Origin of the sequence: Paenibacillus sp. FSL E2-0201, from assembly GCF_037963325.1 — a bacterium.
Lineage (GTDB): Bacteria > Bacillota > Bacilli > Paenibacillales > Paenibacillaceae > Paenibacillus_AQ.
In genome coordinates, this window is sequence record NZ_CP150154.1 from 5,330,478 (window position 1) to 5,344,628 (window position 14,151).

The window sequence follows — 14,151 nt, forward strand, 5'->3', positions numbered from 1 at the left end:
AAGTGGTGGGACCGTTAATGCTTCTATAGTAAGATTGCTTGGCAAGCAAAAACGCATTCGGCGTCCTTATAAGGACGGTAAGCGTTTTAGCGAGAAATATAAGACATAAAGTATTGTGTGAAACTTATCTTTCTTATATTTTGCAAAATTAAGCCATACCGAAAAACTTCTTAAATTTCTTAAATGCGCCCGGTTTCCGATCAAGCTGCATCAATGGTACAGCATCGCCTAAAATTCGACGTGCAATATTGCGATAGGCAATAGCTGCTGACGAATCAGGATTCATAACTGTAGGCTCTCCACTATTTGCGGCTTTAATGACCAGTTCATCATCCGGAACAATTCCGATAAGGTCAATATTCAGCACCTGTAAAATATCCTCAATATCAAGCATATCCCCAGACTTTACAAGACCTGGACGAATACGATTTACCACCAATTTTGGGGATTCCACATGCGACTGTTCAAGCAGTCCGATAATCCGATCCGCATCCCGCACAGCAGCATGCTCTGGTGTGGTAACTACGATCGCTTTATCCGCACCGGCAATCGCATTGCGGAAGCCATGCTCAATCCCTGCTGGACAATCAATCAGAATATATTCATATTCCTTCTTCAGTTCGAGAATGATATCTTTTACTTGTTCAGGAGTGACAGACGTTTTATCCTTTGTTTGTGCTGCGGGCAGCATATACAGCTCATCAAAGCGTTTGTCTTTAACGAGTGCTTGATTTAAACGACAACGTCCCTCCGCTACATCCACAAGATCATAAATAATGCGATTCTCAAGCCCCATAACTACATCCAGATTACGCAGTCCAATGTCGGTATCGACGAGACATACTTTTTTACCCTGCAGTGCAAGTGCGGTTCCAATATTGGCTGTTGTGGTTGTTTTGCCAACTCCGCCTTTGCCCGAGGTTACGACTATCGCTTCTCCCATGGAGGCTACACCCCTTTAAACACATTTAAATCCTGACGTACTTTGACTAAATTATGAATTTTATCGATTTGCATAGCTCCGTTCGTTAAATATGCAAATTCCATACTGCTTTCACGGGTTTCCCACTCATCGGGAGGACGACTGATAATATCAGCAATTCTCAGTTGTGTCGGAGACATTAATGAAGCAGCGATAATTGCCTCTTCATTGCCATCTACTCCAGCATGCGCCATACCTCTAAGTGATCCTAGAATATAGATATCGCCTGAACAGGTTATGGTCCCTCCTGGGTTCACATCTCCCAGATATAAAAGATTTCCATCATGGTGCAGCACCTGACCGGAACGAAGAATCCCGCTCATTAGAAACAACGCGTCATTATCCTCACTGCCGGGTACTGGTAGCGCCTCTATGGAACGAATCAGTAGGTTTCCCTGTCCCTTCAGAATCTCCAGCACAGCTTCCTTATCTTCCTCAGTTACGAGACGATTGCCTAGCTTAATGTCCACATGTACAATCGGTCCAGTTAAAATATTTTGATGGCTGTGCTCCAGCTTATAGCGAAGCTCACTCAGAAGATCTTCGAAGGGACATTTGTCGTCTAGCAGGAATATCAGGCCATCCTTGATGCCCTTAATCCTTACATGCTTGGATTTTACTGTCATATGCCTGGCCCCCTATCCTCATTCATTCGTGCCGGGCCTCTTAAATTCCTGCTTTATCAAGAAAGAAATTAGAAGCTCTTTATGCTGCTTCTTCCGTACTCTTCTCTTTCTTGATCAGCTCAAGCTGGCGTCGTAACGGTATGTAGAGGATCAGAGCAATAGCAAAATGAAAGAGCATCGTTGGCAGCATATGATTCAAAATCGCCCAGCTATAAGGCTCCTGATTGAGATTAAATACACTATAAATACCAAATAACACGCTATCCTCTAGCAAGCTTCCGAGCAGAATCACAGTCATCATAAGAGGCAATGGAGCACGCGGGATCTGAAACAGAAGGCCGATTAAGTAAGCCGACAGACCCATCGCAAAGGAATGTGCTCCTAGAATTCTGCCATAAAAAACGACATCATGTATCATTCCGAAGGATAGACCTAATATAAGGGCCGTATGACGATGATGGTATACAGCCACAAACAATAGTACAACGAACACTAGATTCGGAATAATTCGCATCTGCCAAGCATCTGGAATCAGCCAAGGCAGAATGGTTCCCTCCAGAATAAACAAGAGGAACAGTAACAGAACAAGAACAGATCTGCGCATATTCACTATTCAGCACGCTCCTCCGTAAACACAACGATCAGCTGCTTCCAGTCCTGGAATTCTGCTGAAGGCTTAATCACTGCTGTGGAAGTTAATCCAAATTCACCAACCTCAACACTTTCAACCGTACCGATGGTCAAGCCTCGCGGATACAATCCGCCAATACCGGAGGAAACTATAACATCCTTCGGTGCAATCGGATCGCCTGGCGGGATCTTGTTCATCAATAACCTATTTGTCTTAGGATCATAGCTTTCAATCATACCAAAGGTCTTGCCCTCTTTGGAAATAGCAGTTGCCGCAATTGGCGGCTGAGAATTAGGGTCATTCGTATCCATCATAGTCATCAGCTTCACAGTAGAAGTGAAATTGCTGACTTGACTAATAACCCCCACCAAACCATCAACAGAAATCACGGACATATTTGGTCTAACGCCATCTTTGGCGCCTAAATCGATTACAATCGTGCTATTGCTGGGTTCTGTAGTCTGACTAACCACCTGCGCAATATGATATTGATATTTATACAATTCCTCTTGAGCTTTTGTGAACTTCAACTGTTCCTTCAATTGCTCATTTTCTACCTGAATGAAATTGTATTGAGCTTTATCACGCGCATATTGGGCAGCAAGTATCTTCAGCTGCTCATTTTCCTTAGAAAGATCTTTCAGATTTCCGATATCTTCAAACAAGCCCGCTACATATCCAGCGGGCTTGTAGAACATTTTTTGCACGAAACCAGTCGTATCTCTAAGAAAATTCTCCGGCCAGGACAAGGAGCTCCTTGATGCCAAGCTGAAGCCCATCACCACAATGAACAGCACCAGTGTAATCAACAGAATAAACAAACGTTTATTGCTTAAGAGTTTAAACAGTTTCAACACCCTCTAACAACAATATTTCTCCCATAACAGGGGTTGACTTACACAAGTGGCAATACATAGGCTTATCTCTTAGAGCGAAGACTGGAACTGCTGCGGCTCTTGAACAAATGGATATTTTCAAGCGCCTTTCCTGTTCCAATAGCTACACAATCCAGAGGGTTCTCAGCGACAATAACTGGCATTCCAGTCTCACGAGCAAGGAGCTTGTCCAAGTTACGAAGCAAGGCGCCTCCACCTGTCAAAACAATTCCGCGATCCATAATATCTGCCGCGAGCTCCGGTGGACATTTTTCCAAAGTTACTTTAACAGCTTCAATAATAGAATTCACAGTGTCGGACAAAGCTTCACAGATTTCATCGGAAGTGATTGTAAGCGTCTTTGGCAGACCTGTTACGAGATCGCGTCCGCGAATTTCCATAGTCTCAGCCTTCTCAAGCGGAAGAGCAGAACCCACATCCATTTTAAGCTGTTCCGAAGTACGTTCACCAATCATTAGATTGTATTGACGTTTGATATATTGAATGATCGACTCATCCGCTTCATCACCCGCAACACGTACGGAACGACTAGTAACAATACCGCCAAGTGAAATTACAGCAACTTCTGTTGTACCTCCACCGATATCAACAACCATACTTCCTGTTGGCTCCCAAACCGGTAGATCTGCACCGATCGCAGCAGCAAAAGGTTCCTCGATAATGTAAGCTTCACGAGCACCAGCTTGTCTAGTAGCATCTTCTACGGCACGTTGCTCTACAGCAGTAATGCCGGAGGGTACGCAGACCATTACATTAGGGTGACGTTGGAACATGGAACGCTGTTTCTGTGCTTGACGGATAAAATATTTAATCATCGTAGCCGTTGTGTCAAAATCAGCGATAACGCCATCCTTCATCGGACGGATCGCACGAATGTTACCCGGTGTACGACCAATCATCTTTTTAGCGGATTCACCCACGGCTTCAATCGTCTTAGTGTCAGTGTTAATGGCTACAACGGAAGGCTCTCTTACAACGATCCCCTTACCGCGTACATAGACAAGCGTATTCGCTGTCCCCAAGTCAATTCCTAAATCTTTCGTAAAACTACCCAACATGCTAATTCTCCTTTTCCTAAGTAAATCTTCACATTTATATTACATGTGTCCTTTTTCTTTCAAGCTTACAAAGCTGCTATCACCGATAATTAGATGATCTAACACGTCTATTCCGACAATCTCACCTGCTTGAAGCAGTCTCTGAGTCAAGGAGATATCCTCCGGACTAGGCGTTGGATCACCACTAGGATGATTATGTGCGCATATGATAGAGGCACTGCTACATTTTATAGCTGCTCGGAATACCTCGCGAGGATGAACAATCGAAGCGTTAAGACTGCCCATAGACAACGTTTCTTGTCCAATCACGTGATTCTTCGTATTCAGAAACAGGCAGACAAAATGCTCCTTCTGCAAATAACGCAACTGCTCGGTCAGAATCTCTGCAGCGTCCTGAGGACAACGGATAATGACCGGCATGTTAAACCTGGAGTTCGCAAGGCGCCTTCCAAGCTCGATGCCTGCTTTTAGTTGTACGGCCTTGGCAGGGCCAATACCTTTGATTTCGGTCAGTTCTTCGATGCTAAGGTCAACCAGCCCACGCAGGCCACCGATCTTCCCTAGCATCTGCTGAGCAATATGAATAGCCGATTCACGGCGTGTTCCCGTACGCAGCAGAATGGCTAACAACTCCGCTTGACTTAATGATTCCGCCCCATAATGCATCATGCGCTCTCTTGGTCGTTCTTCATGGGGGAGGTCCCGCAGCATTACTGATTGCGACTCCATCCCTATCCCTCTTTCCCAAGCTTCCTACCGGTTCAATACAGCTATACCGAACTCGGACAGCATTTCGCCAAGAAGCGACAGCGGCAATCCGACAACATTGAAATAACAGCCTTCAATTCGTTCCACCAAGGTCGAGCCAAGCCCCTGTATCGCATAAGAGCCAGCCTTATCAGCGGGCTCTCCCGTAGCTATATAAGCAACAATTTCATCTTCAGTCATTGCTCTCATCGTTACGGAAGTAACACGGTGCTCCACTATAGTCTTTCCATGCGGAAGTCCGATACAGGCTACACCCGTGTATACCTTATGATTCCGGCCCTGAAGTCTGGTAAGCATCGATTTGCTGTCCAGCTCGTCCACCGGTTTGCCTAGCACAGTGTTATCTAGCACAACAATCGTATCACTACCAACGATTACTGCGTTACGCTCTCCTGCTGCAGCTACAACGGCCTTTGCTTTACGCAAAGCCAGACTGCGCACGATTTGCTCCGGCGTAAAGTCAGGTGGTGTGCTTTCGTCAGCTTCGCTGGTAATAACCTCAAAAGGCAAGCCCAGTAAAGACAAAAGCTCTCGTCGACGCGGTGAACCTGAGGCTAAAATAATGAGTTGTGAGTTGTCCACGTTGTAAACGTCCCTTCTTGATCAGTAACGAGAGTTACACTCTTCGGTACAGCCATACCGCTGTAATAATACCGATGAGACTTAGCATGCACAATTTCAAATGAATAGTGATGTCATAGGTTATGATGTCCAAATCGGCTCGCGGAGACCACTTAAGCACAGTCGATGTTGTTAGAAAAGAAAGAGCCTTTACCGGCTGCAGTAGCTTGGCGATCCAGGCTCCAGCCAGCCAACCTAGAATTAGAAATAACAGCAGTGTTCCTACATTTTTCTTCTTCATCTCAGTCTTCCCTCGCCATTTTTTGACACCCTAATTATTATACGGTGAAATTGTGATCAATACAAACGTAAAATCCCTTACGGTAATGTTTACCACCATTTGCCCTAAAAGTTGCGGAGGGATACCACCCTCTGTATCCATTTCAGTTTATGTTATATATCGGAATATAGCGAAGTTCCCATCCTATCGCGCCAAAACAGCAAGCCCCAACATCCAGAGGCTTGCTGTTTTTAAAGTCACCCGTTTATTCGTTAATTCATTGCAGACAGTAACTGTTTCTGACTAGTCAAAAAGCTTAGCATCGATTCTTGTACTTCCCAAAGTAGCCCCTGCGCCTTGTTCTTGTTATATTCACTTAATGCTGATATCCCTTGGCTCATTGATTTTTCTAGCGCCGCGCAGATGCTTTTCGCTTCGGGAGACACGCTTTGCTCCAGCACTTTGACGGCTTCACTCCACTGCAGATGCAGATCACTCACAACGGAGGTATTTGCTGCCGTAATCATTTGACCAGCGCTTAATAAAGAAGCAGATTGACTGCTTAGTTCACTGAGCAGCTGCCCGCTTACAGAGAAATAGTTCTTCACTTCTTCTGCTTTACCGGAATAGACAAGCTGTTCTGCCCCGGGAATTGCCACCTCTCTCACATATAGCTCAATCCCCTGATTCTGCAGACCGCTGCTTAGCAGCTTGGCCTGTTCACGGTCCGATGACATTCCGGCATAAACACGATTGCCGTCAGCAGGGTCCATACCCGCAGCCAATCCTGCGGTTAACAACTCCTGGCGAGCCTCTTCAGCGCCTGCTGGTGTACTGAATACTCCGTACTGCAACAGATAATAGCTTTGCGCAGCTACTTGAACTGGGATGGTGTTCTTCCCTGCATTCTCTGTTCCTGTAACCGGCAATCCTGATGTGCCTACACCTGCCGGTTCTTTAGCTCCACTGGACTGCACTGAAGTAGCCGCCATGTCTGCTGTCCCATTTCCAGAGGTGCTGTCCATATTTCCTCCATAGAAAAAAGAAAGCGCAGCATATCCAAGCAGCACCCCTGTGCCGATGGCTCCCGTAACAGAAAGAGCTAGCTTCCACCAATACGAGGGACGCCGGGTATGGTAAGATCCTCCGTAGTTGCCAGTGGATACATGCTCTAATTCATCTCTGCTATCCGAAACCATATCTGAAAGAAGATACGATGGTTGTGTATATCTAAAATCTTTATCCTGTTCGTCCCATTCTTCCTGACGCGGATCTACAGTGCCCGAGTAATAGTCGTAGGAATCTTCCGGCGGTGCCTCACGCGTAGAACGAAAATCAGGCTCATAAATCCATGTCTGCTGCGCTGGGCCAACCTCTTGACGCAGCCCCTCAGCATACTCTTCAGCTGTGCCCAGTCCGCCATTTGACCAGCGCTCCACCACCTTAGGCTTTGGTTTAGGCTCGTCCTTGTTCACGTCAAATCGGAATGTCATTCTTCCGTTATTCAACAGTTACACCTCACCTCATCTAATCTATAAATAATATATGATAGACAATAGAGAGATATGCTATTTTTAAGCGCTAGGAATTATGAAAGATTATGCAGATTCAGTTTACATTACATGTAACTTTTATATACTATATAAAAAGAGCTGAAATTGTACACTATACTAGGTAAACTAGAAATAGTGCTTTAGTTCACTACTGATTAGGAGGGCTTCTTCTGAAACAAAAAATTCAAGCAGCTATTGTAGGCTACGGAAATTTAGGAAAAGGTGTACGTAAGGCTATCAACCAAAGTGAAGATATCGAGCTAGTTGCGATCTTTACGCGCAGAGAACCTGGACAACTGGAAGCCGGAGAAACCGGTGTGAAGTTCGAGCACATCTCTGCCGTCGAACAATATAAGGGAAAAGTGGATGTTATGATTCTATGCGGAGGATCGGCTACAGATCTGCCAGAACAAACACCAGCCATTGCCCGGATGTTTAATACCGTGGACAGCTTTGATACTCATGCCAAAATCCCCGAGTTCTACGAGACCGTTGATGCCGCAGCTAAACAAGGTGGAACACTCAGCGTAATTTCTACCGGCTGGGATCCAGGCTTATTCTCAATGAATCGCCTGCTTGCTGAAGCCATTCTTCCGCAAGGTAAAGAATATACCTTCTGGGGCAAAGGCGTTAGCCAAGGTCACTCCGATGCGATCCGCAGAGTGGATGGAGTGAAAGCCGGTGTACAATATACTGTTCCAGTACAAGAGGTTATTGATGCCATTCGCGCTGGCGAAACACCAGAGCTTACCACTCGCCAGAAGCACCTCAGAGAGTGTTTTGTTGTTGCTGAGGCAGGTGCAGATCAAGAACGCATTCGCGAGGAAATCGTGAATATGCCGAACTATTTTGCAGATTATGATACTACGGTTACTTTCATCACTGAAGAAGAATTGGCAGCTCAGCATAGCGGAATTCCGCACGGCGGGTTTGTTATTCGCAGCGGTGTAACAGGGGAAGGCACAAAGCAGATTATTGAATTTGGCCTGAAGCTGGAGAGCAATCCAGAATTTACAGCTAGTGTTCTCGTGGCCTATGCCAGAGCCGCTCAACGCATGAGTCAAGAAGGACAAAGCGGAGCGCGTACAGTATTCGATATTCCACTTGGAATGCTGTCTCCTAAATCTCCGGAAGAATTGCGCCGCAACCTGCTGTAAAATCATACAAGAATATAAAAAACCGCGTTGGACCCTAAAACGTCCGCGCGGTTTTTTTATATACTGCAGGCACACCCTTCTCGGGCAAACCTTCTATACAAGACTAAGAATCTTATTCTTCACATAATTCACTTCGTAATCCTTCAACAATGTGCGATGCGCCCGATCAGCAATAATCGTTGCCATCTCGGGATTCTTTAACAACGTTATTACACTAGCTACAACATCAACTGAGCTGTTAGCAAGCAAAATATTACGGTTATGCTCACAGTTCAATCGTTCACATACCATAGAGCTAGTAACAACTGGCGTTTTGAGTGCCCATGATTCCAGAATGTTTCTGGAGACCTCACAGCCTTCAAGGATAGGCACTAGAACCGCTTTAGCTCGACGAATATAATCCGCTGACGGTTTCAAAGGTCCAGTGATAACTACTGATACATCTTCTTTTATAAGCGTCAACACTTCCGAATGAACCTCATGACTAGTTATGTAACACTTGATATCAGGCACTTGTTCCTTAATCAATGGGTAGCTTTTCTTAAAGAAGTTTTGAGCGGCTTTAATTCCCTGTCTGGTGTTCATATTCCAGTGCAGAACTATTGAATTTTCTTTTGCAACAGGCTCAGTAAAAGCGTCGTACTCGTTCATTTTTATGAAATGAGGAACAACATGAACCTTACGAGCATCCGCAAAGGATAAGGATTTGAATTTAAGGGCATCCCATTCCGAGGTTGCCAGGAGTACCCCTGTTTTATTCATTAGTCTCCGTTTATGCCGCCGAATCAAAGCTTCATTTAGTTTATGGTAAGGATTACCGCTGTTCGGCCTTCCGATTTCTTTTCCAACGGCAACGCCGCTCTCAAAACGATACGTATCTGTAATAACACTTGCCTCAGGTAGCAGATTCCGAACCATATCTATACAATTCCCAAGCAAGCTATGCGATATAAATACATGTCTATAATTATTCGATCTGCAAAGCTCCATGATGGTGCTCTTCATGTCTTTATCTGCATGACTCCGATTAGTGAAATTCCGTAATATATGTAAGGGACGCAGCATGGATTTCCATGAGGTAATGCACCCGTTAATGTAATGAACCTTTAGTGAAGTTCCATCATTTGTAGACATTTCCTTGTGCGTACTGGAATACGTCAGCAAATCGATATCAAATTTCCCAAGCAAAATCTCGAGAATACTCCCTGTTCTCATTTCTCCTTCTAGATCCTCTGCGCTTTGATTCTGAGCTGATAGGAACAGCATTTTTTCTCGCATGACTCTGGCTCCTTGTATTTTTGTATTAAACCCTCTCCACTTTCCACTGCAACTTTAGATGCAGTTCAATAGTAACTCATTTCATATAAAATATTTGTCGATTTATAGGGGAAGCTTTAAATTTATTATATATTTTCATCCTTTATTCGAAATCCATTGCGATAAACCTTTATAAATCGCCATTTTTTTGATAATCTAACCCAAAAATCTCCTTTTTCCAGAGATTCATGAACATGAATTCTCTAAACATAATTCTTATAGTCGTTAGGTATAATGAACCATTCCATATGCAACAAAAAAAGTGTCTTCCTCGTCTAATGACGAAAGAAAGACACTTTTATATTTCGTAGCTTCTAACGACGCAGTTTCTGCCCTTTTTCTTAGCCTGATATAATGCATTATCACAAAGTTTGTAGAGATTGTTCAGAGAAAAACGCTCGCCTGATTCTATCGTAATGACCCCAATACTTATCGTGTAATGCAGCGGAACACCATGAATCACTGAGCCTAAAACAGCTGTGCGCATTCCTTCAGCAATAACATCACTATTTTTCTCATCAGCTCTATGCAGAAGTACTGCGAACTCTTCTCCCCCAAATCTACCGATCAAATCACCATTGCCAAGCTGTTGCTCGATTTTAGACGCCAGATCAGTCAGTACTTGGTCTCCCATATTATGACCGTAAGTATCATTTATGCTCTTAAAGTGATCCACATCCAGCAGTAAAAAAGAATAGGGCAGCTTCTTCATTGCTGAAGCAGCTATTAAAGGCCGAGCACGCAGAACGAACGACCTGCGGTTCAAAATACCTGTCAACTCATCATAAGTTGCAACCCGCTCCATTTCTGCAAAGGAATCCTCTCTATAAAGCAGCATAATCCCAGCGGTTCCTAAAAACATATACAAATAAATACCGAGATAAAAAATCAAATAAAGGAATTGTGTCACTTGCGTATTGAATCCTAACACAGAATACAGCGGTTCCAAAGCTCTCCCTGCCAACGATAAGATAACAATAAAATATAGCTGTCCCATTATCATTTGTAGTGAGGTCTCCATAACCTTCAAGCATAAAACATAAGCAGGGTAGGCGATAATCAGAACTCCCGCAAGGCAAGCAACGGCAATAACGAGGGAATCCTCTTGCTTAAACAAATACATCAGCACCACAACGATAATCGATACTCCGAATAATATAGAATAATATTTTTCAACCTTATTCCCGAATACTCTTAGAAGCATCAGAAGCGCTAAGCTTTCGAGCGTACCGCCAGCCAAAGCAAGAAGTACTATGATCGGTAGACTAAGTGACGAATCTATATAATCCTTCAGCAATAAAAGGATCAAGACTGCTAATTGCAAATATTTTGCTGTGATAAACAATGAATACGTCTGTTCCTGTGCGTAGCGTAAACGATATACCACGATAAGCAGCACCGTGAACGATTGCCATAGAAAGAGACATACCAGCAGTGTCTGGAGATCCAGATGCATATGAGTGAAGTTCACCTCCCCAACTATTCCTGACTCTTAGTATACATATCGGTATCTGATGATTCTATTTCTTCCCTCTTGTTTGGCCTGATATAACGCCTTGTCGCTTAGCTTGTACAACTTATTTATCGAGATCTCCTGATCTGGCATGATCGTAATTACACCTATACTAACAGTGTACCCCTGGGGAATCTTATGAGTGGAAGCATTCATTACCGCCTCGCGAAGTGTCTCGGCTTTCTGGTCACAGCCTTGTTCATCTATTCCACAGAGTATGACTGCGAATTCCTCGCCCCCTAGTCTGCCAAACAAATCACCATTTCCGAGATGATCTTTAATCGTCGATGCGAATTCTTCCAGAACTATATCACCCGTATCATGACCGTAAGTATCGTTGACCTCTTTAAAATGATCCAAATCCAATAGCAAAAATGAGAAGTACTCCTGCTCTCGAAATGCTTTTTCAAGCTTTATCTCCGCTTCCTGAAGAAATGCTCCACGGTTTAGAATCCCCGTCAAATCATCGTAACTGGCTATTCTTTTTAGTTTGACATAAGAATGTTCATTAGAGAGTAGAATAAAACCGGCCGCCCCCACAATAAATAATAAATACATTCCCAGATAATACAAATACTGCGTAAGATTTGTTGAAAACACATTCATCTCAGGCTCCCAAATCAGTGCAACAAATGCCCGCATGAGCATAATCACTGCAATTACATAAAATAACACACCCAATATTTTTTGAAGAGGGGTAGCCTTTTTATTTACAGTTAGATGATAAGCCGGATAGATTACAAACAATATAGACCAAAGTGATGTACAGGCGATGCGCAGGTTGGAATGATTAAAAAATAAGGCGATGATACTAAAACTGATTGCACTCCATACCGAAAGGATGATGTAATATCGCTTTATTCTTGGTCCCAGTACTCCCATCATCAGCAGTAAGGCTGTAATTTCTAGACAGCACCCGCCGAGAATCAGAGCATTGCTAAGTGGAATGGACAACGTATGAGGGAGGTAATCCCACAGTAATATCGAACACCAAAAGAGCAGCTGTACCCCTTTTGATCGGATGAACATTGTCGAGGCGGTATCTTTAACAGCGGTACTTCGATAATTGGTTATTAGCAGCAACATAAATAAGTTACCAAAAATAAACAAATAAATTAGTGTTCTAATTTCAATCAGGGAGCTCATACGTCACCACCTATGTGAAAATATCCCCACAACTTGAGTCTTTGCTTCTATGCGTACTCAGGTACTTTGTGGGAGCCCCAAATATACGTTAAAAAATCGATCCTCTTCTGACAGCACTATAGCACTTTATAACTATATCAGTAAATACGCTAACAATACCAAAAAAACACTTCCCCCTAAGCTCCCTTCAGATAAACAAATAGATGATCTGAAGGAAATTTGGGGGAAGTGCTATTAAAGAGAGAATTTGAATATCCTCGTATTAGCTACGATCTGTAATATTAATGCTTCTTCAAACCGTCTGCCAGTGCGTATCCGACCTTCCAGATATCGCCTGCACCCATCGTAATCACCAGATCACCTGGAGCAATACGAGGTGTCAGATCAGCAAGAACATCTTCTTTGGTTGGTAGATGTCTTGCGCCTGCATTACTGTTCTTAACGATAAGCTCAACCAGCTTCGCAGAAGTAACACCCTCGATCTGTTTCTCTCCAGCCGGAGAGTAAATATCGGTGATGATGACTTCGTCAGCTTCACTAAAGGCACGGCTGAAAGCATCTAACAGAAAGAAAGTACGTGTATAACGTTGAGGCTGGAATACCGCAATAATCCGTTTTCCTGTAGCCTTGGCAGCACTGATTGTTGCTTGAATTTCGGTAGGGTGATGCGCATAATCATCAATGACCAGAATGTCATCGACTTCTCCGAGCACTTGAAAACGGCGCTTCGCACCATGGAATTTCACAATCGCTTCAGCGATTTTCTCAAAGGAGATTCCTGATTTCAAACAAGCGATTACCGCTGCCATTGAATTATAAAGATTGTACTGTCCGGGAACTGAGAGTTCAATCCGTCCAAGCACTTCCCCATTATGATTCATCGTGTAAGACACCTGACGATCGCCTAGAACGATATCAGTGGCGATATAATCCGCAGTATTCGACTTGATGCCATAAGTAATCACCTTACCTGTTGCTTCAGGTAAAAGAGAAATCACATTCTCGTCATCAGCGCATACTATCGCCGTTCCATCTTCGCGCGTTTGATTCATAAACTGCACGTATGCAGCCTTAAGACGGTTAAAGTCCCCATCGTAATTTTCCAAGTGATCCGCTTCCACATTCGTAACAATCCCAAGCCAAGGGTGATAGTGCAGGAAAGAACCATCACTCTCATCTGCTTCCGCTACTACAAACTCACCTTGTCCTGCCTTTGCATTCGTACCCACGTTCATAATCTCTCCGCCAATAATGTACGTTGGATCAACGTCACATTCTTCCATCACGAGTGCGATCATGGAGGAGGTGGTAGTTTTTCCGTGTGCTCCAGCAACGGCTACCCCTTTACGTTCATTCAATAAACGGGCTAACATTTGTGAACGATGCAGAATTGGAATCTTAAGACGTTCAGCTTCCACCCATTCCACATTATCACTAGACAAAGCCGTAGAGTATACGACTAGATCCGCACCTTTTACTTGTTCCGCAGTATGCCCGATATAAATCTTGGCACCTTTGGCAATCAATTTATCCGTTAATTCTTGGGCAGCCACATCGGAGCCCGTAACTGTATATCCCATTTCCAGCATTACCCGGGCAATCGCGCTCATTCCGTAGCCGCCGATCCCTATAAAATGCACACGTTCAGTAGTATCCAACAGTC

General features: G+C 43.9%; 14 protein-coding genes. 1 reads left to right on the top strand and 13 read right to left on the bottom strand.

What is annotated here, in order from left to right; all coding sequences use genetic code 11:
• Nucleotides 1-148 precede the first annotated feature (148 nt).
• From minD to NSU15_RS24155, 9 genes are all read right to left on the bottom strand, one after another.
• Nucleotides 149-943, bottom strand: a complete 795-nt coding sequence (gene minD / locus NSU15_RS24115) for a septum site-determining protein MinD (RefSeq protein WP_042130573.1) — start codon at nucleotides 941-943, stop codon at nucleotides 149-151.
• 5 nt (nucleotides 944-948) lie between these two features.
• Complete coding sequence (minC, locus tag NSU15_RS24120; protein WP_042130575.1) at nucleotides 949-1,608, bottom strand: septum site-determining protein MinC; 660 nt, start codon at nucleotides 1,606-1,608, stop codon at nucleotides 949-951.
• Nucleotides 1,609-1,687: 79 nt separating this feature from the next.
• The gene (mreD, locus tag NSU15_RS24125) at nucleotides 1,688-2,218 is read right to left on the bottom strand and encodes a rod shape-determining protein MreD (RefSeq protein ID WP_081389959.1); all 531 of its coding nucleotides are present in this window, start codon (nucleotides 2,216-2,218) and stop codon (nucleotides 1,688-1,690) included.
• Nucleotides 2,218-3,096: a rod shape-determining protein MreC gene (gene mreC, locus NSU15_RS24130; protein WP_042130577.1), complete on the bottom strand. Its 879-nt coding sequence runs from the start codon at nucleotides 3,094-3,096 to the stop codon at nucleotides 2,218-2,220. The genes mreD and mreC overlap by 1 nt, the downstream gene beginning before the upstream one ends.
• Nucleotides 3,097-3,158: 62 nt before the next feature.
• Nucleotides 3,159-4,193, bottom strand: coding sequence for a rod shape-determining protein (locus tag NSU15_RS24135; protein WP_042130579.1), 1,035 nt, complete (start codon nucleotides 4,191-4,193; stop codon nucleotides 3,159-3,161).
• Between the two features lie 39 nt (nucleotides 4,194-4,232).
• Nucleotides 4,233-4,922, bottom strand: coding sequence for a DNA repair protein RadC (gene radC, locus NSU15_RS24140; RefSeq protein WP_042130581.1), 690 nt, complete (start codon nucleotides 4,920-4,922; stop codon nucleotides 4,233-4,235).
• Between the two features lie 24 nt (nucleotides 4,923-4,946).
• Complete coding sequence (locus tag NSU15_RS24145; RefSeq protein ID WP_339287791.1) at nucleotides 4,947-5,543, bottom strand: Maf family protein; 597 nt, start codon at nucleotides 5,541-5,543, stop codon at nucleotides 4,947-4,949.
• Nucleotides 5,544-5,577: 34 nt separating this feature from the next.
• Nucleotides 5,578-5,823 carry a DUF4321 domain-containing protein gene (locus NSU15_RS24150; RefSeq protein WP_042130585.1) on the bottom strand — a complete coding sequence of 82 codons (246 nt, stop codon included), beginning with the start codon at nucleotides 5,821-5,823 and terminating at the stop codon, nucleotides 5,578-5,580.
• Between the two features lie 251 nt (nucleotides 5,824-6,074).
• On the bottom strand, nucleotides 6,075-7,310 hold the full coding sequence (locus tag NSU15_RS24155; protein ID WP_339287792.1) for an SPOR domain-containing protein: 1,236 nt from the start codon (nucleotides 7,308-7,310) through the stop codon (nucleotides 6,075-6,077).
• Nucleotides 7,311-7,525: 215 nt separating this feature from the next.
• On the opposite strand from NSU15_RS24155, the gene NSU15_RS24160 reads away from it, so the two are divergent.
• Complete coding sequence (locus NSU15_RS24160; RefSeq protein ID WP_076120426.1) at nucleotides 7,526-8,512, top strand: diaminopimelate dehydrogenase; 987 nt, start codon at nucleotides 7,526-7,528, stop codon at nucleotides 8,510-8,512.
• A gap of 93 nt (nucleotides 8,513-8,605) precedes the next feature.
• On the opposite strand, the gene NSU15_RS24165 is transcribed toward NSU15_RS24160, so the two are convergent.
• From NSU15_RS24165 to murC, 4 genes are all read right to left on the bottom strand, one after another.
• Nucleotides 8,606-9,790 carry a glycosyltransferase gene (locus tag NSU15_RS24165; protein ID WP_042130587.1) on the bottom strand — a complete coding sequence of 395 codons (1,185 nt, stop codon included), beginning with the start codon at nucleotides 9,788-9,790 and terminating at the stop codon, nucleotides 8,606-8,608.
• 337 nt (nucleotides 9,791-10,127) lie between these two features.
• The gene (locus NSU15_RS24170) at nucleotides 10,128-11,285 is read right to left on the bottom strand and encodes a GGDEF domain-containing protein (RefSeq protein ID WP_339287794.1); all 1,158 of its coding nucleotides are present in this window, start codon (nucleotides 11,283-11,285) and stop codon (nucleotides 10,128-10,130) included.
• Between the two features lie 36 nt (nucleotides 11,286-11,321).
• The gene (locus tag NSU15_RS24175; protein WP_339287796.1) at nucleotides 11,322-12,488 is read right to left on the bottom strand and encodes a GGDEF domain-containing protein; all 1,167 of its coding nucleotides are present in this window, start codon (nucleotides 12,486-12,488) and stop codon (nucleotides 11,322-11,324) included.
• 281 nt (nucleotides 12,489-12,769) lie between these two features.
• Nucleotides 12,770-14,146, bottom strand: a complete 1,377-nt coding sequence (murC, locus tag NSU15_RS24180) for a UDP-N-acetylmuramate--L-alanine ligase (protein ID WP_339287798.1) — start codon at nucleotides 14,144-14,146, stop codon at nucleotides 12,770-12,772.
• Nucleotides 14,147-14,151 lie beyond the last annotated feature (5 nt).

Excerpts from the sequence above, each read along its gene's own strand:
- radC (WP_042130581.1), bottom strand. The coding sequence starts at position 4,922 with ATGGAGTCGCAATCAGTAATGCTGCGGGACCTCCCCCATGAAGAACGA.
- NSU15_RS24175 (WP_339287796.1), bottom strand. The coding sequence starts at position 12,488 with ATGAGCTCCCTGATTGAAATTAGAACACTAATTTATTTGTTTATTTTT.
- minC (WP_042130575.1), bottom strand. The coding sequence starts at position 1,608 with ATGACAGTAAAATCCAAGCATGTAAGGATTAAGGGCATCAAGGATGGC.
- NSU15_RS24165 (WP_042130587.1), bottom strand. The coding sequence starts at position 9,790 with ATGCGAGAAAAAATGCTGTTCCTATCAGCTCAGAATCAAAGCGCAGAG.
- NSU15_RS24135 (WP_042130579.1), bottom strand. The coding sequence starts at position 4,193 with ATGTTGGGTAGTTTTACGAAAGATTTAGGAATTGACTTGGGGACAGCG.
- minD (WP_042130573.1), bottom strand. The coding sequence starts at position 943 with ATGGGAGAAGCGATAGTCGTAACCTCGGGCAAAGGCGGAGTTGGCAAA.
- NSU15_RS24170 (WP_339287794.1), bottom strand. The coding sequence starts at position 11,285 with ATGCATCTGGATCTCCAGACACTGCTGGTATGTCTCTTTCTATGGCAA.
- NSU15_RS24150 (WP_042130585.1), bottom strand. The coding sequence starts at position 5,823 with ATGAAGAAGAAAAATGTAGGAACACTGCTGTTATTTCTAATTCTAGGT.